At 68.6% G+C, this 20,493-nt stretch carries 16 protein-coding genes, 2 rRNA genes and 1 riboswitch (1 of these 19 cut by a window edge); of the genes, 3 read left to right on the top strand and 15 right to left on the bottom strand.

Features of this window, described 5'->3' with window-relative positions; translation table 11 throughout:
- Nucleotides 1-37 precede the first annotated feature (37 nt).
- Both OG259_RS34295 and OG259_RS34290 read right to left on the bottom strand, forming a co-directional pair.
- Nucleotides 38-778, bottom strand: coding sequence for a CPBP family intramembrane glutamic endopeptidase (locus OG259_RS34295; protein WP_328947261.1), 741 nt, complete (start codon nucleotides 776-778; stop codon nucleotides 38-40).
- Nucleotides 779-942: 164 nt separating this feature from the next.
- On the bottom strand, nucleotides 943-2,442 hold the full coding sequence (locus tag OG259_RS34290; protein WP_328945763.1) for a glutamate--cysteine ligase: 1,500 nt from the start codon (nucleotides 2,440-2,442) through the stop codon (nucleotides 943-945).
- A 480-nt stretch (nucleotides 2,443-2,922) separates the two neighbouring features.
- On the opposite strand from OG259_RS34290, the gene OG259_RS34285 reads away from it, so the two are divergent.
- Nucleotides 2,923-3,513, top strand: coding sequence for a hypothetical protein (locus tag OG259_RS34285; RefSeq protein WP_328945762.1), 591 nt, complete (start codon nucleotides 2,923-2,925; stop codon nucleotides 3,511-3,513).
- Between the two features lie 332 nt (nucleotides 3,514-3,845).
- Entirely contained in the window at nucleotides 3,846-4,052 is a 207-nt protein-coding gene (locus OG259_RS34280; protein ID WP_328945761.1) for a DUF5999 family protein, read from the top strand.
- A gap of 109 nt (nucleotides 4,053-4,161) precedes the next feature.
- Here the strand turns inward: OG259_RS34280 and gcvP are convergent, their stop codons facing one another.
- A complete protein-coding gene (gene gcvP, locus OG259_RS34275; protein WP_328945760.1) occupies nucleotides 4,162-7,047 on the bottom strand; it encodes an aminomethyl-transferring glycine dehydrogenase in 2,886 nt (961 codons plus the stop codon).
- Between the two features lie 176 nt (nucleotides 7,048-7,223).
- Nucleotides 7,224-7,323, bottom strand: a riboswitch (glycine riboswitch).
- 112 nt (nucleotides 7,324-7,435) lie between these two features.
- Here gcvP and OG259_RS34270 point away from each other — a divergent pair.
- On the top strand, nucleotides 7,436-7,801 hold the full coding sequence (locus tag OG259_RS34270) for a PRC-barrel domain-containing protein (protein ID WP_328945759.1): 366 nt from the start codon (nucleotides 7,436-7,438) through the stop codon (nucleotides 7,799-7,801).
- Nucleotides 7,802-7,922: 121 nt separating this feature from the next.
- On the opposite strand, the gene OG259_RS34265 is transcribed toward OG259_RS34270, so the two are convergent.
- From OG259_RS34265 to OG259_RS34210, 12 genes are all read right to left on the bottom strand, one after another.
- Nucleotides 7,923-9,293 carry a DNA polymerase IV gene (locus OG259_RS34265; protein ID WP_328945758.1) on the bottom strand — a complete coding sequence of 457 codons (1,371 nt, stop codon included), beginning with the start codon at nucleotides 9,291-9,293 and terminating at the stop codon, nucleotides 7,923-7,925.
- 98 nt (nucleotides 9,294-9,391) lie between these two features.
- Nucleotides 9,392-10,051, bottom strand: a complete 660-nt coding sequence (locus tag OG259_RS34260) for a MerR family transcriptional regulator (protein ID WP_328945757.1) — start codon at nucleotides 10,049-10,051, stop codon at nucleotides 9,392-9,394.
- Between the two features lie 192 nt (nucleotides 10,052-10,243).
- Entirely contained in the window at nucleotides 10,244-10,717 is a 474-nt protein-coding gene (locus tag OG259_RS34255) for a bifunctional nuclease family protein (protein WP_015032172.1), read from the bottom strand.
- 178 nt (nucleotides 10,718-10,895) lie between these two features.
- Nucleotides 10,896-11,639 (bottom strand): transcriptional regulator FtsR, encoded by a 744-nt coding sequence (ftsR, locus tag OG259_RS34250; protein ID WP_328945756.1) that lies wholly within the window; start codon nucleotides 11,637-11,639, stop codon nucleotides 10,896-10,898.
- Between the two features lie 29 nt (nucleotides 11,640-11,668).
- The gene (locus OG259_RS34245; RefSeq protein WP_328947260.1) at nucleotides 11,669-12,631 is read right to left on the bottom strand and encodes an FHA domain-containing protein; all 963 of its coding nucleotides are present in this window, start codon (nucleotides 12,629-12,631) and stop codon (nucleotides 11,669-11,671) included.
- A 60-nt stretch (nucleotides 12,632-12,691) separates the two neighbouring features.
- The gene (locus OG259_RS34240) at nucleotides 12,692-13,645 is read right to left on the bottom strand and encodes a DUF881 domain-containing protein (RefSeq protein ID WP_443052066.1); all 954 of its coding nucleotides are present in this window, start codon (nucleotides 13,643-13,645) and stop codon (nucleotides 12,692-12,694) included.
- 5 nt (nucleotides 13,646-13,650) lie between these two features.
- Nucleotides 13,651-13,983, bottom strand: a complete 333-nt coding sequence (locus OG259_RS34235; protein ID WP_015032176.1) for a small basic family protein — start codon at nucleotides 13,981-13,983, stop codon at nucleotides 13,651-13,653.
- Nucleotides 13,980-14,909 carry a DUF881 domain-containing protein gene (locus tag OG259_RS34230; protein WP_328945754.1) on the bottom strand — a complete coding sequence of 310 codons (930 nt, stop codon included), beginning with the start codon at nucleotides 14,907-14,909 and terminating at the stop codon, nucleotides 13,980-13,982. The genes OG259_RS34235 and OG259_RS34230 overlap by 4 nt, the downstream gene beginning before the upstream one ends.
- A gap of 101 nt (nucleotides 14,910-15,010) precedes the next feature.
- Complete coding sequence (locus OG259_RS34225) at nucleotides 15,011-17,506, bottom strand: mannose-1-phosphate guanyltransferase (RefSeq protein WP_328945753.1); 2,496 nt, start codon at nucleotides 17,504-17,506, stop codon at nucleotides 15,011-15,013.
- 116 nt (nucleotides 17,507-17,622) lie between these two features.
- The gene (locus OG259_RS34220) at nucleotides 17,623-18,231 is read right to left on the bottom strand and encodes a CDP-alcohol phosphatidyltransferase family protein (protein ID WP_328945752.1); all 609 of its coding nucleotides are present in this window, start codon (nucleotides 18,229-18,231) and stop codon (nucleotides 17,623-17,625) included.
- Nucleotides 18,232-18,377: 146 nt separating this feature from the next.
- Nucleotides 18,378-18,494, bottom strand: a 5S ribosomal RNA gene (gene rrf, locus OG259_RS34215).
- Nucleotides 18,495-18,568: 74 nt separating this feature from the next.
- Nucleotides 18,569-20,493: ribosomal RNA gene (locus tag OG259_RS34210) — 23S ribosomal RNA — on the bottom strand; it runs 1,198 nt beyond the window's last position.

Genomic DNA, 20,493 nt, shown 5'->3' with positions numbered 1-20,493 from the left:
CCGTACGCCCCTCACCCGCCCTCACGAAGGCCACGCCTCACACGGTGGGCAGCCAGTCCACCTTGCCCGCGAGCAGCCCGTATCCGACGAAGGCCACGATGTCGAGCAGCGCGTGCGCCACGACGAGCGGCCCGACCCGCCCCCAGCGCCGGTACAGCAGGACGAAGACCACGCCCATCACCACATTGCCGAGGAACCCGCCGATCCCCTGGTAGAGGTGGTACGAACCGCGCAGCACCGAGCTCGCGACCAGGGCGGCCATCGGCGTCCATCCCAACTGCCCCAGCCTGCGCAGCAGATAGCCGACGACGATGACCTCCTCCAGGACGGAGTTCTGGATCGCCGAGAGGATCAGGACCGGGTACTTCCACCACACCTCGGGCAGCGACTCCGGCACCACGGTGAGGTTGAAGCCGGTCGCCCGCGCCGCCAGGTAGAAGGCGAGGCCGGCGCTCCCGATGCCCGCCGCGACCAGCGTCCCGCGCCCGAGGTCGGGCCACGGCCGGGTCCGGTCGAAGCCGATGGCCCGCAGTCCCGAGCCCTCGCGCAGCAGCAGATGGGCGACCAGGAGGACCGGAACGAGCGCCGAGGCGATGCCGAAGAGCTGCCAGGACAGATCGAGCCAGGGCCGCCCCGGCGCGTACGAGCCGTTGAGCGTGGCCGCCTGTTCCCTCAGCGCCCCGGACTTGGTGACCGAGCCGATGAAGCTGATGAGGGACGACAGGGCGCTCGCCCCGAGCGAGAGCGCGAGGACGATGAGCGTCTCGTTGCGCAGCATTCGGCGCGAGAGCCCGTCGGGAGGCAGGGCAGCGTCACTCACTCGTTGGTCCGACACCACACCTGTCTCCACTTCCCGGTCGCGGACGGACGCCGTTCCGGCGGCATCCCGATCACTGTGCCATGATCGGCCACCGCGCCCGCCCGCGCCCCCGGGAGCCGAGCTCAGTCGATCCCCACCGGCCAGGTGTGCACCGGCTCCCCCGCGTACATCAGGGTCCGGTAGCGGCGCGTGGTCGCCGCGAGCGCCGCCTCGCGGTCGAGACCCGACTCCAGGGCCTGGTGGAAGGTGTCGGCCTGCCAGGAGGCGCCGTTCACCCGCCGCAGACAGCGCTGTTCGATCACCCCGAGGTAGAAGTCCCGGTCGGCGGGCTCGATGTGCCAGGCGTCGAGCCCCGCCGCGGCGAGCGGCAGCAGTTCGTCGAGGACGAGCCGTACCGCGGGGACGGTCGCGACGCCGCCCGCGCGGCCCGAGCGGGGCCAGCGCAGCTCCGCCTCGATGCCGTGCCGACAGGCCGTGTCGAAGTTGGCCTCGGCGTCCTGGAAGGTCATCCGCTTCCAGATGGGCCGCGGGTCGTCGGCGAGTGAGCGTACGAGCCCGTAGTAGAAGGCCGCGTTGGCGATGACGTCGGTGACGGTCGGCCCGGCCGGCAGCACCCGGTTCTCGACGCGCAGGTGCGGGACGCCGTCGACCCAGCCGTACACGGGCCTGTTCCAGCGGTAGACCGTGCCGTTGTGCAGGACGAGTTCCTGGAGGCGCGGCACCCCGCCCTGGTCGAGGACGAGGAGCGGGTCCTCCTCGTCGCAGATGGGCAGCAGCGCCGGGAAGTAGCGCAGGTTCTCCTCGAAGAGGTCGTACACCGAGTCCACCCAGCGCTCCCCGAACCAGGTGCGCGGCCGGACGCCCTGGGCCTGCAGCTCGGGCGGCCGGGTGTCGGTGGCCTGCGTGAAGAGCGGAGGCCGGGACTCGCGCCACAGTTCGCGCCCGAAGACGAAGGGGGCGTTGGCACCGAGGGCGATCTGGACGCCCGACACGGCCTGCGCCGCGTTCCAGACGGCGGCGAACCGGGCGGGCGTCACCTGGAGGTGGAGCTGGACCGAGGTGCAGGCCGCCTCCGGAACGATCGACTCCGAGGTGCAGAGGAGCCGTTCGACACCGTGGATGTCGAGGGTGAAGTCCTCGCCCCTCGCGGCGAGGATCTGGTCGTTGAGGAGCGTGTAGCGGTCGGCGGACGACAGGTTCCCGGGGACCAGGTCGTCCTGCGTCAGGGTGGGCAGTATGCCGATCATGACCACGCCCGCGTCGAGTTCCGCGGCCTTGCGGTCGGCATATCCGATTCCGGTGCCGATCTCCTCCGCGAGCCGGTCGAAAACGCGCCCCCCGAGCTGGTGGGGAGCGATGTTCACTTCGAGGTTGAACATTCCGAGTTCCGTCTGGAAATCGGGGCTCGCGATCTTTTCGAGAACCGGCCCGTTCAGCATCCGGGGCAGTCCGTCGGCACCGGCGAGATTGAGTTCGATCTCCACGCCCATGAGATTGCGCGGGCGGTCGAACCTCTTCTCCGCCAGCAGCCTCGCGAGCCCCGCGAGGCACTGCTGGAGCTTTCTCCGGTACTGCTGCCGGTCGGACGGGCCGAACCCGTCGGCCACGACCTTCTCCCCCATCGAAGCGTCCCTCCCCAAGTGGGCAGCCGCCACGACGGCCGCGCGTCACGGACGATGATGCCCACCCCGCTGATCCACAACGCCTGCGAAGGAGGGCTGTCGGAGGATAGGCTGGATGCTGCGCTCGACCGTCACATCCCGAAGGCATGGAACAAGCGACATATACCAATGTCCTATTGTCCCGTAGCCGGGGGTGCGAATTCAGCCGTCCACCTCTGCGAGGAATACGCAGGTGGGAGCCCCGGCGCCGCATGATTCCGCTTCTACGGCCCTTGCTTTAAGGCTTGATGACGCCTTGTCAGGAATATCGGCGGCGTCTAGCGGAAACACTCTGTGAACACGTGTCGTATAAACTCCGCGGACGAGGCAGAGTGTTGGCGCCCGGCCATGGCCTCATGGCCCTCCTCTGGCCCCGCCGCCGACAGCGCCGTCGTACCTGCCCACGCATCACCGTGTCTCCTGAGTGAGAGGCGACCCACCATGCTCCGACCCTCCCCGGCCCCTGCGCCGGCCCTCCGCAGCGTCCTCGCGGCCCTCGGTTCCCCGACCGCCGTCCGTGAGGCACGAACTCCCGCCCTGCGGGCCGCGCAGGGACCACTGAGCCCCGAACTCCCCCTGCCCGTGCACGTCCTCGGCGTCGCCGGGACACCCGGGCAGGCACCCCGCACCCGCCTCGCCGGCTGGCGTTTCCTGATCAGGAACGGGGGCCGGGCGATCGCCGCCGCGGACACCATGCTGACCCCGGACGGCTGGTCCTTCTCGCACTTCTTCGAAGGGCCTTACGTCACCGCCACGGAGCGGGCGCTGCTCCAGGCCGAGGCACTGCCGGGCCCGTACCAGCCCCGGCTGCTCTCCGTACCGGAGCTCTACATGCTGACCCTCTGGCTGCACGCCGAACCGGAGGCGGACGGCGCCACCACCACCCCGGCCGCCGCGGATCTGCTGGTGCCGTTGGCCCCCGCCCCGCCGGGGATCGCGGCCCACCGCCCGTACCAGGTCTCCGATCTCCTGCCCGTGCTCAGTACGCGCCTCGCGCCGCCGCCCCTCCTGGGCTCGGCGGCGCCCGCCTGATCCACCGCGCGAGCGTCGCCGCCCCGTGACCCGCCCGGGTCACGGGGCGCACTGCTGTCCGAGCAGCGCGCCCGAACGCTCCGTCCGAACACCCCTCCCGTACGGACTAGCCCGCTGGGACCATCCCGAACCACCCGAAGAGACGGTGCAGTTGACCTGAACCGCCCCTGCGGGTGATGCGTCTTCCCAGGAAAGGACGAGCTGCCGCGAAATCCCTGCGGAAGAGCGTCCATGGGGCAAGACTGGGATCGGAACCGAACCGACCGACGGGGGCGGCGATGAGCGCGAACAGCCGCAGGACATCCACTACGACGCAGCGAAAGAACCCACCCATGTGCCAGCACCAGCCTGCCTGTCCCACCGCCGACTCCGCCGACCGGGAGGCGGCCCGACTGACGGCACATCACCCGGAACAGGGCTGGAGCCTGCTGTGCAACGGCGTCCTGCTCTTCGAGGACACCGGTGAACTGCTGCCGGACGGGCAGATCATCGCCCCGCACCGGCCGCTGACGACGGGCCAGGTGACGACCGCCGCCTGAGGGCGCGCCATCGGCACCGTACGAGGGAAACGCCGAGGGCCGGCCCGGAGAGAATCTCCGAACCGGCCCTCGCACCGTGCTCAGCGGCCGTACCCGGCCGCCCTCGTGCTCAGTGGTCGTACTCGTCCATCGGCGGGCAGGAGCAGACCAGGTTCCGGTCGCCGAAGGCACCGTCGATGCGGCGCACCGGCGGCCAGTACTTGTCGGCGGCCGAGACCCCGGCCGGGAAGACGGCCTCGTCCCGCGTGTACGCGTGGTTCCACTCGCCGCCCAGCGCGGCCGCGGTGTGCGGGGCGTTGTGCAGCGGGTTGTCGTCGGCGGGCCACTGGCCCGAGGCGACCTTCTCGATCTCGGCCCGGATCGCGATCATCGTGTCGCAGAAACGGTCGAGCTCGGTCAGGTCCTCGGACTCGGTCGGCTCGATCATCAGCGTACCGGCCACCGGGAACGACATCGTCGGCGCGTGGAAGCCGTAGTCGATCAGGCGCTTCGCGATGTCGTCGACCGTGACGCCCGTCGCCTTGGCCAGCGGGCGCAGGTCCACGATGCACTCGTGGGCGACCAGACCGGCCGGGCCGGTGTAGAGCACCGGGAAGTGCGGCTCAAGGCGCTTGGCGATGTAGTTCGCCGCGAGGACGGCGACCTGGGTGGCGCGCTTGAGGCCCTCGCCGCCCATCAGACGCACGTACGACCAGGAGATCGGCAGGATGCCCGCGGAGCCCCACGGGGCGGCCGAGATCGGGCCGACGCCGGTCTCCGGGCCCGCGGTGGGCTGGAGCGGGTGGTTCGGCAGGTACGGGGCGAGGTGCGCGCGGACACCGACCGGGCCGACGCCCGGACCGCCGCCGCCGTGCGGGATGCAGAAGGTCTTGTGCAGGTTCAGGTGCGAGACGTCGCCGCCGAAGTGGCCCGGCTTGGCCAGACCGACGAGCGCGTTGAGGTTGGCACCGTCGACGTACACCTGACCGCCGGCCTCGTGCACCTCGGCGCAGATGTCGGCGACGTGCTCCTCGAAGACGCCGTGCGTCGACGGGTAGGTGATCATCAGCACGGACAGCTCGTCGCGGTACTGCGCGATCTTGGCGCGCAGGTCCTCGACGTCGACCTCGCCGTCGTCGGCGGTCTTGACGACGACGACCTTCATGCCGGCCATGACCGCGGAGGCGGCGTTGGTGCCGTGCGCGGAGGACGGGATGAGGCAGACGGTGCGCTGCTCGTCACCGTTGGCGCGGTGGTAGGCGCGGACGGCGAGCAGACCGGCCAGCTCGCCCTGCGAACCGGCGTTCGGCTGGATCGACACCTTGTCGTAGCCGGTGACCTCGGCGAGGCGCTCCTCCAGCTCGGTGATGAGCGTGACGTAGCCCTGCGCCTGCTCGACCGGGGCGAAGGGGTGCATCTGACCGAACTCGGGCCAGGTCACCGCCTCCATCTCGGTCGTCGCGTTCAGCTTCATCGTGCAGGAACCGAGCGGGATCATGCCGCGGTCGAGCGCGTAGTCGCGGTCGGCGAGCTTGCGCAGGTAGCGCAGCATCGACGTCTCGGAGCGGTGCGCGTGGAAGACCGGGTGGGTCATGAACGCGTCGGCGCGCAGCAGCCCGGCGGGCAGCGTGTCCTCGGTGACGGCGTCGAGCGCCTCGACGTCGGCGGTGACGCCGAAGGCGCCCCAGACGGCGGCGAGCTGGGCGCGCCCGGTGGTCTCGTCGCACGACATGGACACCTGGTCGGCGTCGACGCGGTAGAGGTTCACGCCGGCCTCGCGGGCGGCGGCCACGACCTCGTCGGCCTTGCCGGGCACGCGGGCGGTGAGGGTGTCGAAGAAGGCACCCTGGGTGAGCTCCACACCACCGGCGGTGAGGCCGGCGGCGAGGATCGCGGCGTACCGGTGGGTGCGGCGCGCGATGCCCTGGAGGCCCTCGGGGCCGTGGTAGACGGCGTACATGCCGGCCATGACGGCGAGCAGCACCTGAGCGGTACAGATGTTGCTGGTGGCCTTCTCGCGGCGGATGTGCTGCTCGCGGGTCTGCAGGGCCAGGCGGTACGCACGGTTCCCGTCGGCGTCGACGGAGACACCCACCAGACGACCGGGCAGGGAGCGGGCGTGCTTGTCCTGGACGGCCATGTAACCGGCGTGGGGACCGCCGAAGCCCATGGGAACGCCGAAGCGCTGCGTCGTACCGACGGCGATGTCGGCCCCGAGCGCACCGGGCGAGGTGAGCAGGGTGAGCGCGAGCAGGTCGGCGGCGACGGTGACGATCGCGCCGAGCTCGTGGGCGGCGTCGATCAGCGGCTTGATGTCGCGGACGGCACCGGAGGCACCGGGGTACTGCAGGAGCACGCCGAAGACACCGCGCTCGGCGATCTCGGCCGGAATGCCCTCGCTGAGGTCGGCGACGACGACCTCGACGCCGGTCGGCTCGGCGCGGGTCTCGATGACGGCGATCGTCTGCGGCAGGGCGTCGGCGTCGATGAGGAAGACACCGTTCTTGACCTTGCCGACGCGGCGGGAGAGCGCCATGGCCTCGGCGGCCGCGGTGCCCTCGTCGAGCAGGGAGGCACCGGAGGTGGGCAGCCCGGTCAGGTCGGCGACCACGGTCTGGAAGTTCAGCAGCGCCTCCAGGCGCCCCTGCGAGATCTCCGGCTGGTACGGCGTGTACGCCGTGTACCAGGCGGGGTTCTCCATCACGTTCCGCAGGATCACCGGCGGGGTGAAGGTCCCGTAGTAGCCGAGACCGATCATGGGCGCGAGGACCTGGTTGCGGTCGGCGAGCGTGCGGAGCTCGGCGAGGACCTCGGCCTCCGTGCGCGCGGACGGCAGGCTCAGCGCCTCGGTGTTCTTGATGACGTCCGGCACCGCGGCGGCCGTGAGCTCGTCGAGGGAGCCGTAACCGACCTGGGCGAGCATCTTGGCGCGCGCCTCGGCGTCGGGCCCGATGTGCCGCTGCTCGAACGGGATGCCCTGTTCGAGTTCGGAGAGCGGAATGCGGTTGGCGGTCATGTACGGAGGCCTCCTGGTCGTCACGACCTGCGAGGGGCACCACGGCGCGGGTACCCGGACGGCCTCCCCCTCTGTCATCTCAACCTGAGAGTTTCACCGGCACGCCTCACGGCACGCCGGCTTTCACCGTCGGTGAGAGCGCATGCCGTGGACACCGCTCTGCTTTCCAGAGTGACCTCGTCCGCGCGGTACAGGGGCCTGAGAGATTCCGGGGAGGATTTGCTCCTTCGGCGCCCTCCGGAAGGTTTCTCCGGGGGACTCTCCCGCACAGGGTCGACAGCCACAGCCAGCCTACCAGCGAGGTTGCGGCTCCCATCGCTCAAGTGGCCGACATCCCAGATGTGCACTTTCGTAGGGTGTAGAGCAGTTGCGACCAGTTGGAGGGACCGTGCAGACCGATATCGATCCGCGCAGCCTGATAGGCCGCAAGGCGTACGACCGCAACGGGCACAAGATCGGAACCGTGGACGAGGTGTACCTGGACGACGCGACCGGCATCCCGGAATGGGCTGCGGTCCGCACCGGCCTCTTCAGCCGGGACGCGTTCGTCCCGCTGGAGCCGAGCGAACTGGTCGAGGACCGCCTCCACATCCCGTACGAACGCGCCCTCATCAAGGACGCCCCCGACTTCGGCGTGGGCCGCCACCTCTCCCCGGAGCAGGAGCTGCAGCTCTACCGCCACTACAGCCTCGCCCTCCCCCCGCCCCCCACGGACACCCCTGACACGGACTTCGGCCGCCTGGCAGGCCAGTAGCGACAGGAGCGGAGCGCGGAGGAGCAGGCCCGCACCTCTGCCCACGCACTCGCACGGTGGTGCGGGTGGGACCCAGGCCCGGCCGCGGACCGGGCGCACCACGGCCCACCCGCACCCCCACTCAGCCCCGCCCCACCAACGGCAGCGCCTCCCCCGGCTCCAGTTCCGGATCGTCCACCGCGAACGTCCGCACCCGCCCCGGCTCCGACCCCGGCTCCTCGAACCGCACCGTGACGCGCCCGACCCCGCTCCCCTGGACCCACCCGGCCCCGTACACCGCGTGTCGTACGTCATGCCCCGGCGCCCACTGCCGCGCCACGGGCTCTTCGACCGCGGGCTCGACAGCGGCCACGGCGGACGCGGTCGCCGCCGCGTCACCCGGCGCCCCCTCCTCCGCAGCGGCAGCGGCAGCGACCCCGGCTTCCGCCTGAGCGAACAGATCCTCCTGCGTGTAGTCCGCGAGCCCGCTCACGCCGACCCCCAGCAACCGCACACCCCCGGTCGTGTCCACCGCCTCCAGCAGGCGCCCCGCCGCCTCCCGCACCACACCCGGATCGTCCGTGGGCCCCCGGAGCGTCTCGGACCGCGTGAGCGTCGAGAAGTCGTACCGCCGCACCTTCAGCACGATCGTCCGCCCGGAGTGCCCGGAGGCCCGCAGCCTCCCCACGCACCGCTCCGCGAGCCGCTCCACCTCGACCCTGATCCGCACCCGGTCGTGCAGGTCCACGTCGAAGGTGTCCTCGACCGACACCGATTTGGCGTCCCTCTCGGCCACCACGGGCCGATCGTCGTACCCCTGGGCCATCAGGTACAGCGAGGCCCCGTGCGCCCGTCCGAGGAGCCGTACGAGCTCGTCCTCGCCCGCTTCCGCGAGATCGGACACGGTGGTCATCCCGGCCCGCCGGAGATGCTCCCCGGTGGCCGGGCCCACCCCGGGCAGAATCCGCACCGAGCGCGGTCCGAGGAGCTCCCGCTCCGTTCCCGGTTCGATCAGGACGAGCCCGTCGGGTTTGGCCTCCTCTGAGGCGATCTTCGCGATCATCTTGGACCCGGCGAGCCCTACGGACCCCGTGAGTCCCGTCGCCGCGAGGATGTCGACCCGCAGCCGCTCCCCGGCGACGCGCGAGCTCGCACTGTCGTCGGCCACGCCGCCGGCCTCCAGGTCCACGAAGGCCTCGTCGAGGCTGAGCGGCTCCACGAGCGGGGAGAGCCGTCCCAGCAGCTCCATGACCTGCTCGCTGATCGAGCGGTAGAAGGAGAAGCGGGGCACGAGGTAGGCCGCGTTCGGCGCGAGCCGCCGCGCCTGGCCCATGGGCATGGCCGAGTGCACTCCGAAGCGGCGCGCCTCGTACGAGGCGGTGGCGACCACGCCCCGCGGGCCGAGACCCCCGACGATCACGGGCTTTCCGCGCAGGCTGGGCTTCGACGCCTGCTCGGCGGCGGCGAAGAAGGCATCCATGTCGAGATGCAGGATGGTGGGCGCGGCTCTCACACGTCCGATGCTGCCTCACACCACTGACAACGACGCCCGCCGCCACACAAGCCACGACCGCACCACCGACGCAACGGCACCGGCGGCGCGACCGCCCCTCAGACCGCCTTGTCCCGCCGCCTGCGCGCGAGCTCGTCCCCCGGGTTGTGCCCCACGAGCGTCTCGCCCGTGTCGACCCGCTCCCCGTGCAGCTGTGAGAGCGCCACCTCGACGTCCCGCCAGACCACGCCGACGGCGATGCCGAAGACACCTTGTCCGCCCTGGAGGAGGTCGACCACCTCGTCCGGCGAGGAGCACTCGTACACCGTGGCACCGTCGCTCATGAGCGTCATCCGCTCCAGATCGCGGAAGCCACGCGCGCGCAGGTGCTGCACGGCGGCCCGGATGTTCTGGAGCGCCACCCCGGTGTCGAGGAAACGCTTGACGATCTTCAGCACGACGACGTCGCGGAAGCTGTAGAGCCGCTGGGTCCCCGACCCGTACGCGGGCCGCACGCTCGGCTCCACGAGCCCCGTACGCGCCCAGTAGTCCAACTGGCGATAGGTGATCCCGGCCGCCGCACAGGCCGTGGGACCGCGGTAGCCGACCACCTCGCCCGCCGTGCCGGGAGCGGCGCCCGAGACGCCCGAAGGCCCCGTCCCGCTCCCCGCACCGGCGTCCGCACCGAAGTCGCCCACACTGCCGTGAAGCGGATACGGACCGCTCTCTCCGGACACGCGTCCGAGCGAGCTCCCTGCCGTACCGTCCGCGCTGCTCATCACGCCGACCCTCCGTCCTTGACCTGCCCACACGAAGGTAGGCAGTCACTCGGGGTGCGTCAACGATCGCCACACTCGGCACGCCGAGTGATAATCACCCTGAGAGTGGTTTCCCGTCTCTCTCGTCGGGGAAAGGCTACTCGAATGCTCTGACAGCACCCCGCGAACGGCCTGCGGCCGCGCCGCGTCGACTCACTGACTGTTGGTCCCGAAATCCTCCGGTGAGATCTGGTCGAGGAACTCGCGGAACTTCTCCACCTCGTCCTCCTGCTCGTCCGGAATCGCGATGCCGGCGTCGTCCAGCACACCGTCACTGCCGTAGATCGGCGTTCCGGTCCGAAGGGCCAGTGCTATCGCGTCCGAAGGCCGCGCGCTCACCTCGACGCCGCTGGCGAAGACCAGCTCGGCGTAGAAGACCCCGTCACGCAGATCCGTGATGCGGACTTCGGTGAGTTCCTGTCCCACGGCCTCCAGCACGTCCTTGAACAGGTCGTGCGTCAGCGGCCGCGGAGGCGCCATCCCCTGCTGGGCGAAGGCGATCGCGGTCGCCTCCCCCGGTCCGATCCAGATGGGGAGGTACCGATCGCCTCCCACTTCACGCAGGAGCACGATCGGCTGGTTGGAGGGCATTTCCACCCGGACACCCACAACGTCGAGCTCGTTCACACAGCAACCCTAGGACGTGCCCGACCGGTTTGGATAGTCGGGCCCTCCCAAGCCGGTCCCCGAGCCCTCACCAAAACCCGTGCCAAGCCCACGTCGAAGCCCCACCGGACCCTGCCCCGAGAGGCCTCCGAGGTCGCTCACAAGCTCACCGGTCCTCTTGGCCCGGCGACTCGACGGCTCACTGGAGCCGAATCCCCAGAGCGGTCTGCACCAGGGCGGCGTGCAGCCGTACCGACTGCGCGGCGAGCTCCTGCGCGGTGGCCTCCGCATGGGCCCTGGTCTGCGGATTGCGGTGCCGGCGCAACGGCGCGACGACCTGCTCGATCAGACCCGCCTCCCGGTCCGCGGCGGCCTTGACGGCCCGCAGATGCCGGGGTTCCAGACCGAACCGCCCCAGATCCGCGACGAGCCGCGCGACGGTGACGGTCTCGGCCTCGTAGCCGCCGCCCTCCGTCTCGGAGATCAGACCGTACGACTCCCACTCGACGAGTTCGGTCTCGGTCACCTCGGCCGCGGCCAGCAGTTCGGCCCGCCCGATCCGCGTGGCGGTGGGCGGCTCGGCGTCCTGCTCCCAGGCGCCTTCGATGAGGTCCCGCCGACGCCCGGGGGCCGGGAGCTTGATCTCCTCGCCCCTGGCGAGGGCATCGAGGTGCTCGCGGATGACCTTCAGCGGAAGGTAGTGGTCCCGCTGCATCCGCAGGATCTGAGCGAGCCGCTCGACATCCTGCGGGCTGAACTTCCGGTACCCGGAGGCCGTACGCCGGGGCTCCACGAGCCCCTCGGCCTCCAGGAACCGGATCTTGGAGATGGTCACTTCGGGAAATTCGTCGCGCAGCTGGTTCAGCACCGTGCCGATGCTGACCAGCCGGTCGCCCGCGGTGGCGGTGCCGGATCCGGCACCGCCCGTCGGTGTTCGCAGCATGGACCTTCCCTGAAGGCTTCTCCGAGGCGTTACACGCCCCGCTGGCTCGAGTAGAAGACCAGGCGGTACTTACCGATCTGCACCTCGTCGCCGTTGGACAGAACGACCGAGTCGATCGGCTCACGGTTGACGTACGTGCCGTTGAGGCTGCCGACATCCGCGACGGTGAAGCTGCCGTCCTGGGCCCGCCGGAACTCGACATGGCGGCGCGAGACCGTGAAGTCGTCCAGGAAGATGTCGCTCTGCGGGTGACGGCCGGCCGTCGTCAGCTCACCGTCGAGCAGGAACCGGCTGCCGGAGTTCGGCCCGCGGCGCACCACGAGGAGCGCGGAACCGGACGGCAGCGCCTCGACGGCCGCCAGCGCCTCGGGAGAGAGCGAGGGCAGCTGGGTCTGGCCGGTGACCTCCGCGTCGTAGGCCTCAAGGCCCGAGATGGAGATCGTGGAGGTCGTCTCGGAAGCACGCTCCGGAGCGACTCCGCCCCGCAGCGGCGTGCCGCAGTGGGAGCAGAAGCGGCTGTCGGCCGCGTTGCGGTGACCGCACCTCGTACACACCGGCATGGACGCATCCTCCTGCCGCGGCTGCCCCGCCGAGGTCTGTGTCGCGTACGGATCGGGGGTAAACCCTCCACCCGTACTTGAGGTTGATGGTTCTCCGAAACCTATGCGGGCAGCCCCGGCAGGGTCAACAGACGACGCGCCGTACGCGCCCGGAACGTCACCGCCCTGGCCGCCGACCTCATCGCGGAAGAGCGGGCGTTCGCCGCCCTGCTCCTCGCTCTGGGCATGGCGCGACGCGCGGTGCTTGGCGTTACCGCCATCCTCGCGTCCGCTCTTGCCGAACAACTTCGCAAAAAAACTCACGGGCGATTCCCCTTGACCGAAACAGACCCGCCCGTGGGGCAGGACGAACCGAGATCCATCACACCTGCCGACCCGGACACCTTCACAACGTCCGTATCCTCCGGACAGTTTCCACCACGCACCACCGATGTGGTGCGCCGACCCCCCGCAACGTCTTGCCCTTGTCGCGGGACCCCCCTTGCCTTCCTCTCACTGCGAGGACGACTGAGCGTAGTCAGGCCGCTTCGCGGGTCGCAAGGCATCGACGATGATCTTCGCCGACCGCTCCACCGTGGCCGTGGCCTGCTCCTTCTCCAGGGTCTGCACGACTCCGCCGGGGATGTTGAGCGCGGGCTCGAGATCCTCCGGCTTGCCGATGACCTTGAAGACGTACGGAGCGGCCACCTTCGTTCCATCGATTCGCATGTCATCACCGCTACCGGTGAAATAACTGTCCGCGACCACGCGTACACCGTTGACCTGGATGGCCTCGGCGCCCGCGGCGCGCAGCTCCTGGATGGCGTCGAGCAGCATGTCCGATTCGACGGCCCCGGTCGGATCGCCGACGGTCAGGGTGATGCCCGGCCCCTCGGCGGCCACCGTGCCAGCCAGGATCCCGAGCTGCCGCTCCTTCTCCTGGGTCTGCTTGCGCGCCTCCTCGGCCTGGTCCGAGCTGGACTCCAGCTCGGTGCGCTGCTTCTCCAGGCGCGCCTTCTCGTCCTCCAGGCGCTGCGTACGGTCGTCGAGCTCGTCCAGGATCCGCACCAGGTCCTCCTGGCGCGCCCCGCGCAGGGCGCTGTTGTCACTGGTCGAGGAGACCTGGATGGCCAGGCCGAGGCCGAGGACGAACAGCAGCAGCGCGACGATGAGTTGGGCCCGGGTCACCCGCGGCGGCCACACGGCGGAGGCCAGCCGCCGGCGCCCGCTCGGCGCGGCGTCCGGAGCGGCGGAGGCGGCCGGCGTCACGGGCACCCGCACATCGTGATCCGCGGTCCCGCCGTGGACGGTCTCCGCGGACGCCTCGGACTCCGCTGTCGTACCGGCGCCGGCGTCCTTGCCTGCACTCACGTCCTCGCCGGCGCTCTCCGGCTTCCCGACGCTCCCGGGCTCCCGCTCGTTCTCCGAATTCTCAGTGTTCTGAGGGTTCTGAGGGTTCTCGCTCATCGGCCTCACGCCCGGAAGACATGGCGCCGGATGGCGGCCGCGTTGGAGAAGATCCGGATGCCGAGCACGACCACCACACCGGTCGACAGCTGCGCGCCCACGCCCAGCTTGTCGCCGAGGAAGACGATCAGCGCGGCCACGACCACGTTCGACAGGAACGAGACCACGAACACCTTGTCGACGAAGATGCCGTCGAGCATGGCCCGCAGGCCGCCGAAGACCGCGTCGAGGGCGGCGACCACGGCGATCGGAAGATAGGGCTCGACCACCGCCGGAACTTCGGGTCGGACCAACAGTCCGACCACGACTCCGACGATCAGGCCCAGTACGGCGATCACGATGTGCCCTTCCCTGTATCGGCCGTGGCCCCACCGGACGGCGTCGCCGCCCCGGCCCCCCTCGGCTCTGCGGTACGTACGGTCAGGCTCGGCGCGGCCGGCAGGCGTACGTCGCCCTCGGCCGTGATCCCGCTCCTGATCCCGAAGTTCTCCACCAGCGCGTGCAGATACTGCCCGTCGGCGCTGTCCTGGAACGCGGTGCTCAGCCGCTGCCCGTCCCCGATCGCGAGGATGGTGTACGGCGGCACCAGCGGCTTGTTGTCGACCAGTATGGCGTCGCCGGCGGCCCGGATCGCGGAGAGCGATGTCAACCGCTGCCCGTTGATGGCGACGGCCTCGGCTCCGGACTCCCAGAGCCCGTTGATGATGCGCTGCATGTCCCTGTCGCGCACCCGGCCCGTGTCGGAGAAGCCGCTGCTCTCCCTCGGCCCGCCGCCCCCGGTGTCGGCTTCCTTGGCGTCGTTGACGACCAGCTTCACCCCGGGACCGTGCACGGGCGTCGCGCCCGACAGCAGCGCCACGAGCTCGGCCTGGTCACCGCCGTGCTGCTGAAGCGCCTGCCGCTGACGTGCGCCGACCTCGGACCGGATCCGCTCGACGTCCTGCTCCAGCTGATCGGCAGAGGACGTCTCCGCCTCGATCCGGTCGATCAGTTCCTGTCGCTCCTTGGCGACGACGGGCGCGGAGATCCGCGCCTCGGCCGCACCGACGGTCACGACGGCGGCCGCGAGCACCAGGCCTACGGCGACACCCAACTTCGCCCGCAGGCTACGGGGCAGCCCACCGCCTTCCGCGGCTCGCCGGGCGGTCGCCTCCGCGTAGCCGTCGTCGAGCGCGTGATCGATCACGTTGTTCAGCAGCGACATGGACGCGTCCGGACGCGGCGGCGGTGATCCGGTGCTCCGAACGGGGGGCTGCTGCGACATGCCGCACATCGTCGCACGTCGCACGGCCTACCGCCGAATGGCCCCTCCGGCCGACGGGGAGTGCCCCCAGGGGGCACTCCCCGTCGGCCGGTCCGATCCGCTCAGCTACCTGCGCTGTCGACCACCGCGGCCCACTCGTCGAGCAGGGCCTGCGCGGAGGCGTCGTCGGGACCCTCGGCCCACAGATGGGTGACGGCCTCGGCGGGGTCTGGCAGCACCATCACCCACCGCCCGTCGGCCTCGACCACCCGCACGCCGTCGGTGGTGTCCACGGAGCGGCTCCCCGCCGCCTCCACCACCCGGCGCATCACCAGACCCTTCACGGCCCACGGCGTCGCGATGTCCTTCTTGAGGACGTGCGCCCGCGGAATCCGCGCGTCGATCTGGCTCAGCGTGAGCTGTGTCCGCGCGACGAGACCGATCAGCCGCACGAAGGCGGCCGCGCCGTCGAAGACACTGCTGAACTCGGGCACGATGAACCCGCCGCGCCCGTCGCCGCCGAAGATCGTCGACTCCTCGCGCCCGACCCTCGTGAGGTCGTCCGGCGAGGTCGTCGTCCACTCCACCTGCGTGCCGTGGTACGCGGCGACCTGCTCGGCGATACGGGTCGTGGTGACCGGCAGCGCGACCCGCCCGGACCGCCGCTCGGCGGCCACCAGGTCGAGCATCACCAGGAGCGCGCGGTCGTCCTCGATGATCCGCCCTCGCTCGTCCACGAGCGAGAGCCGTTCGCCGACGGGGTCGAACCGCACTCCGAACGCGGCCCGCGCCGATGCCACGATCTCCCCGAGCCGTACGAGCCCGGCCCGCCGGCTCTCGGCCGACTCGGTGGGTCTGGACTCGTCGAGCCCGGGGTTGATCGTCAGCGAGTCGACCTGGAGCCGCCCGAGGAGGCTGGGCAGGACGAGCCCCGCACTGCCGTTGGACGCGTCCACGACCACCTTCAGGCCCGCTTCCGCGATCCCGGAGGTGTCGACGTTCCTCAGCAGCGAGCCGGTGTACGAGTCGAAGACGCTCGCCGGGAAGGAGAGGTCCCCGATCTCGCCGGGGAAGGCCCGCCGGTACTCCTGTCGCGCGAACACCCGGTCGAGCTTGCGTTGCCCGCCCTGCGAGAGGTCCGCCCCGCGTTCGTCGAAGAACATGATGTCCACGGAGTCGGGCACCCCTGGCGAGGTCCGCACCATGATGCCGCCGGCGCTTCCCCGCGCGGTCTGCTGTCGCGCGACCGGCAGCGGTACGTTCTCCAGGTCCCTTACGTTGATGGCGCTGGCCTGCAGCGCCGAGATCACCGCCCGTTTCAGCGCCCGCGCACCCCGGGAGTGGTCACGCGCCGTGGTGACGGTCGCGCCCTTCTTCAGGGTCGTGGCGTACGCCCCCGCCAGCCGGACGGCCAGCTCAGGGGTGATCTCCACGTTGAGGATGCCGGAGACCCCGCGCGCCCCGAAGAGATGGGCCTGGCCACGGGACTCCCAGATGACCGAGGTGTTGACGAAGGCGCCGGCCTCGATCGTCTTGAACGGATAGACCCGGACGTTGCCCTGCACGATCGATTCCTCACCGACCAGGCACTCGTCCCCGATGACGGCTCCGTCCTCGATCCGGGCGGCCCGCATGATGTCGGTGTTCTTGCCGATCACACAGCCACGCAGGTTGCTCTGCGGCCCGATGTAGACGTTGTCGTGGACGACGGCCTTGTGGAGGAAGGCACCGCTCTTCACGACGACGTTCGAGCCGATGACGGTGTGCTCACGGATCTCGGCGCCGGCCTCGACCTTGGCGTAGTCACCGATGTAGAGCGGCCCCCGCAGCACGGCGTCGTGGTGTACCTCGGCGCCTTCGGCGACCCACACGCCGGGCGAGATCTCGAAGCCGTCGATGTCGACCTGGACCTTGCCCTCCAGGACGTCCGCCTGGGCCTTCACGTAACTCTCGTGGGTGCCGACGTCCTCCCAGTAGCCCTCGGCGACATAGCCGTAGATCGGCTTGCCCTCCTTCATCAACTGAGGAAAGACATCACCCGACCAGTCGACCGGAACGTCGGCCTCGACGTAGTCGAATACCTCGGGCTCCATCACATAGATGCCCGTGTTCACGGTGTCGGAGAAGACCTGACCCCAGGTCGGCTTCTCCAGGAAGCGCTCGACCTGTCCTTCTTCGTCGACGATCGTGATTCCGAATTCCAGCGGATTCGGCACCCGGGTGAGACAGACCGTGACGAGGGCGCCCTTCTCCTTGTGGAAGGCGATGAGATCGGTGAGATCGAAATCGGTGAGTGCGTCTCCTGAGATCACGAGAAAGGCGTCGTCCTTCAACGCTTCCTCGGCGTTCTTCACACTTCCCGCTGTACCGAGTGGCTTCTCCTCGTTGGCATACGTGAGCTCCATCCCGAGCTCCTCGCCGTCGCCGAAGTAGTTCCTGACGAGTGAGGCGAGAAACTGCACGGTGACGACGGTCTCGTTGAGACCGTGCCTCTTGAGCAGTCGTAGGACGTGCTCCATGATCGGCCGGTTCACCACCGGCAGTAGAGGCTTGGGCATGCTCGAGGTCATGGGGCGAAGGCGGGTTCCTTCGCCACCGGCCATCACGACGGCCTTCATGTCGGAAGCGTCCTCCTTGAAGAGACGACGGTCCTGCCGACTTCACCTGTCCGTTCAGTGGCCCTCGGACGTCCTCGTTGTTGCCGGCGACGCTGCTCGGCACAGGACGGACGGGCTCAATCGGCCGCGGTATCCGCCTTCACAAGTCGACGGACCTGGACCACGTAGAGGATCCCTGCCCACCAATACAGAGTTGTACCCCATCCGGCGAAGGCCCACCCGAAAACTTCAGCGAGTGACGAAAGCCAGCCCGTTCCGTCACTGAGAAGCAGCAACGGGAACGCGTACATCAAGTTGAATGTCGCAGCTTTGCCGAGGAAGTTCACCTGCGGCGGCGGGTAGCCGTGTCGGCGAAGGATTGCCACCATGACCAGCAGCATGGCCTCGCGCGCCAGCAGCGCGGCGGTGAGCCACCACGGCAGGATCTCGCGCCAGGTGAGACCCACGAGCGTGGACAGGATGTACAACCGGTCGGCGGCGGGATCGAGCAGCCGGCCGAGGTTGCTGATCTGGTTCCAGCGCCGGGCGAGTTTGCCGTCGAGATAGTCGCTGATGCCGCTGAGCATCAGAACGAGAAGCGCCCAGCCGTCACTGTTGGGCCCGCCGAACTCCGGACGGAGAATCAGCCACAGAAACAGCGGCACGCCGGCAAGACGCGCCATGCTGAGAATGTTGGGGATGGTGAGGACCCGGTCGGTCTGAACGCGAGTCTCCTGGACCTCCACCCGGGGGCCTCCTGGGAACGTACGGACGATGCCCCCTGACCTTACCCTCAGCCACAACACTGCCGTGCACAGGGGGCTCCGGCCCACGCCAGAACGCAAAAATGCCTCAACCCCCGGACAAGGTCCGGGGGTTGAGGCTAAAAATTGTTCGGCGGCGTCCTACTCTCCCACAGGGTCCCCCCTGCAGTACCATCGGCGCTGAAAGGCTTAGCTTCCGGGTTCGGAATGTAACCGGGCGTTTCCCTAACGCTATGACCACCGAAACTCTATGAAGTTGACCAACCGGATATCGGCACGGTTCGTTACTTCAGAACTAACACAGTGGACGCGAGCAACTGAGGACAAGCCCTCGGCCTATTAGTACCGGTCAGCTCCACCCATTACTGGGCTTCCACATCCGGCCTATCAACCCAGTCGTCTACTGGGAGCCTTACCCTCTCAAGGAGGTGGGAATACTCATCTCGAAGCAGGCTTCCCGCTTAGATGCTTTCAGCGGTTATCCCTCCCGAACGTAGCCAACCAGCCATGCCCTTGGCAGGACAACTGGCACACCAGAGGTTCGTCCGTCCCGGTCCTCTCGTACTAGGGACAGCCCTTCTCAATATTCCTGCGCGCGCAGCGGATAGGGACCGAACTGTCTCACGACGTTCTAAACCCAGCTCGCGTACCGCTTTAATGGGCGAACAGCCCAACCCTTGGGACCGACTCCAGCCCCAGGATGCGACGAGCCGACATCGAGGTGCCAAACCATCCCGTCGATATGGACTCTTGGGGAAGATCAGCCTGTTATCCCCGGGGTACCTTTTATCCGTTGAGCGACGGCGCTTCCACAAGCCACCGCCGGATCACTAGTCCCGACTTTCGTCCCTGCTCGACCCGTCGGTCTCACAGTCAAGCTCCCTTGTGCACTTACACTCAACACCTGATTGCCAACCAGGCTGAGGGAACCTTTGGGCGCCTCCGTTACCCTTTGGGAGGCAACCGCCCCAGTTAAACTACCCATCAGACACTGTCCCTGATCCGGATCACGGACCGAGGTTAGACATCCAGCACGACCAGAGTGGTATTTCAACGGCGACTCCACCATGACTGGCGTCACGGCTTCAAAGTCTCCCACCTATCCTACACAAGCCGAACCGAACACCAATATCAAACTGTAGTAAAGGTCCCGGGGTCTTTCCGTCCTGCTGCGCGAAACGAGCATCTTTACTCGTAGTGCAATTTCACCGGGCCTATGGTTGAGACAGTCGAGAAGTCGTTACGCCATTCGTGCAGGTCGGAACTTACCCGACAAGGAATTTCGCTACCTTAGGATGGTTATAGTTACCACCGCCGTTTACTGGCGCTTAAGTTCTCAGCTTCGCCCTGTCGAAACAGAGCTAACCGGTCCCCTTAACGTTCCAGCACCGGGCAGGCGTCAGTCCGTATACATCGCCTTACGGCTTCGCACGGACCTGTGTTTTTAGTAAACAGTCGCTTCTCGCTGGTCTCTGCGGCCACCCCCAGCTCACGGAGTAAATCCGATCACCAGACGTGGCCCCCCTTCTCCCGAAGTTACGGGGGCATTTTGCCGAGTTCCTTAACCATAGTTCACCCGAACGCCTCGGTATTCTCTACCTGACCACCTGAGTCGGTTTAGGGTACGGGCCGCCATGAAACTCGCTAGAGGCTTTTCTCGACAGCATAGGATCATCCACTTCACCACAATCGGCTCGGCATCAGGTCTCAGGCTATGTGCTGTCCGGATTTACCTGGACAACGCCCTACACCCTTACCCCGGGACTACCACCGCCCGGGTTGGACTACCTTCCTGCGTCACCCCATCGCTTACCTACTACAAGTCTGGTTCGTCGGCTCCACCACTTTCCTTTCCCCGAAGGGTCCGGAACGGCTTCACGGACTTAGCATCGCCTGATTCGATATTGGGCGTTTCAAAGCGGGTACCGGAATATCAACCGGTTGTCCATCGACTACGCCTGTCGGCCTCGCCTTAGGTCCCGACTTACCCTGGGCAGATCAGCTTGACCCAGGAACCCTTAGTCAATCGGCGCACACGTTTCTCACGTGTGTATCGCTACTCATGCCTGCATTCTCACTCGTGAACCGTCCACAACTCGCTTCCGCGGCTGCTTCACCCGGCACACGACGCTCCCCTACCCATCACAGCGGGCGTTGGCCCTATTGCTGCAATGACACGACTTCGGCGGTACGCTTGAGCCCCGCTACATTGTCGGCGCGGAATCACTTGACCAGTGAGCTATT

This window comes from Streptomyces sp. NBC_00250, from assembly GCF_036192275.1.
Lineage (GTDB): Bacteria > Actinomycetota > Actinomycetes > Streptomycetales > Streptomycetaceae > Streptomyces.
Note: the sequence above shows the minus strand (reverse complement) of the source record. Positions and strands in the feature narration are given on the sequence as shown.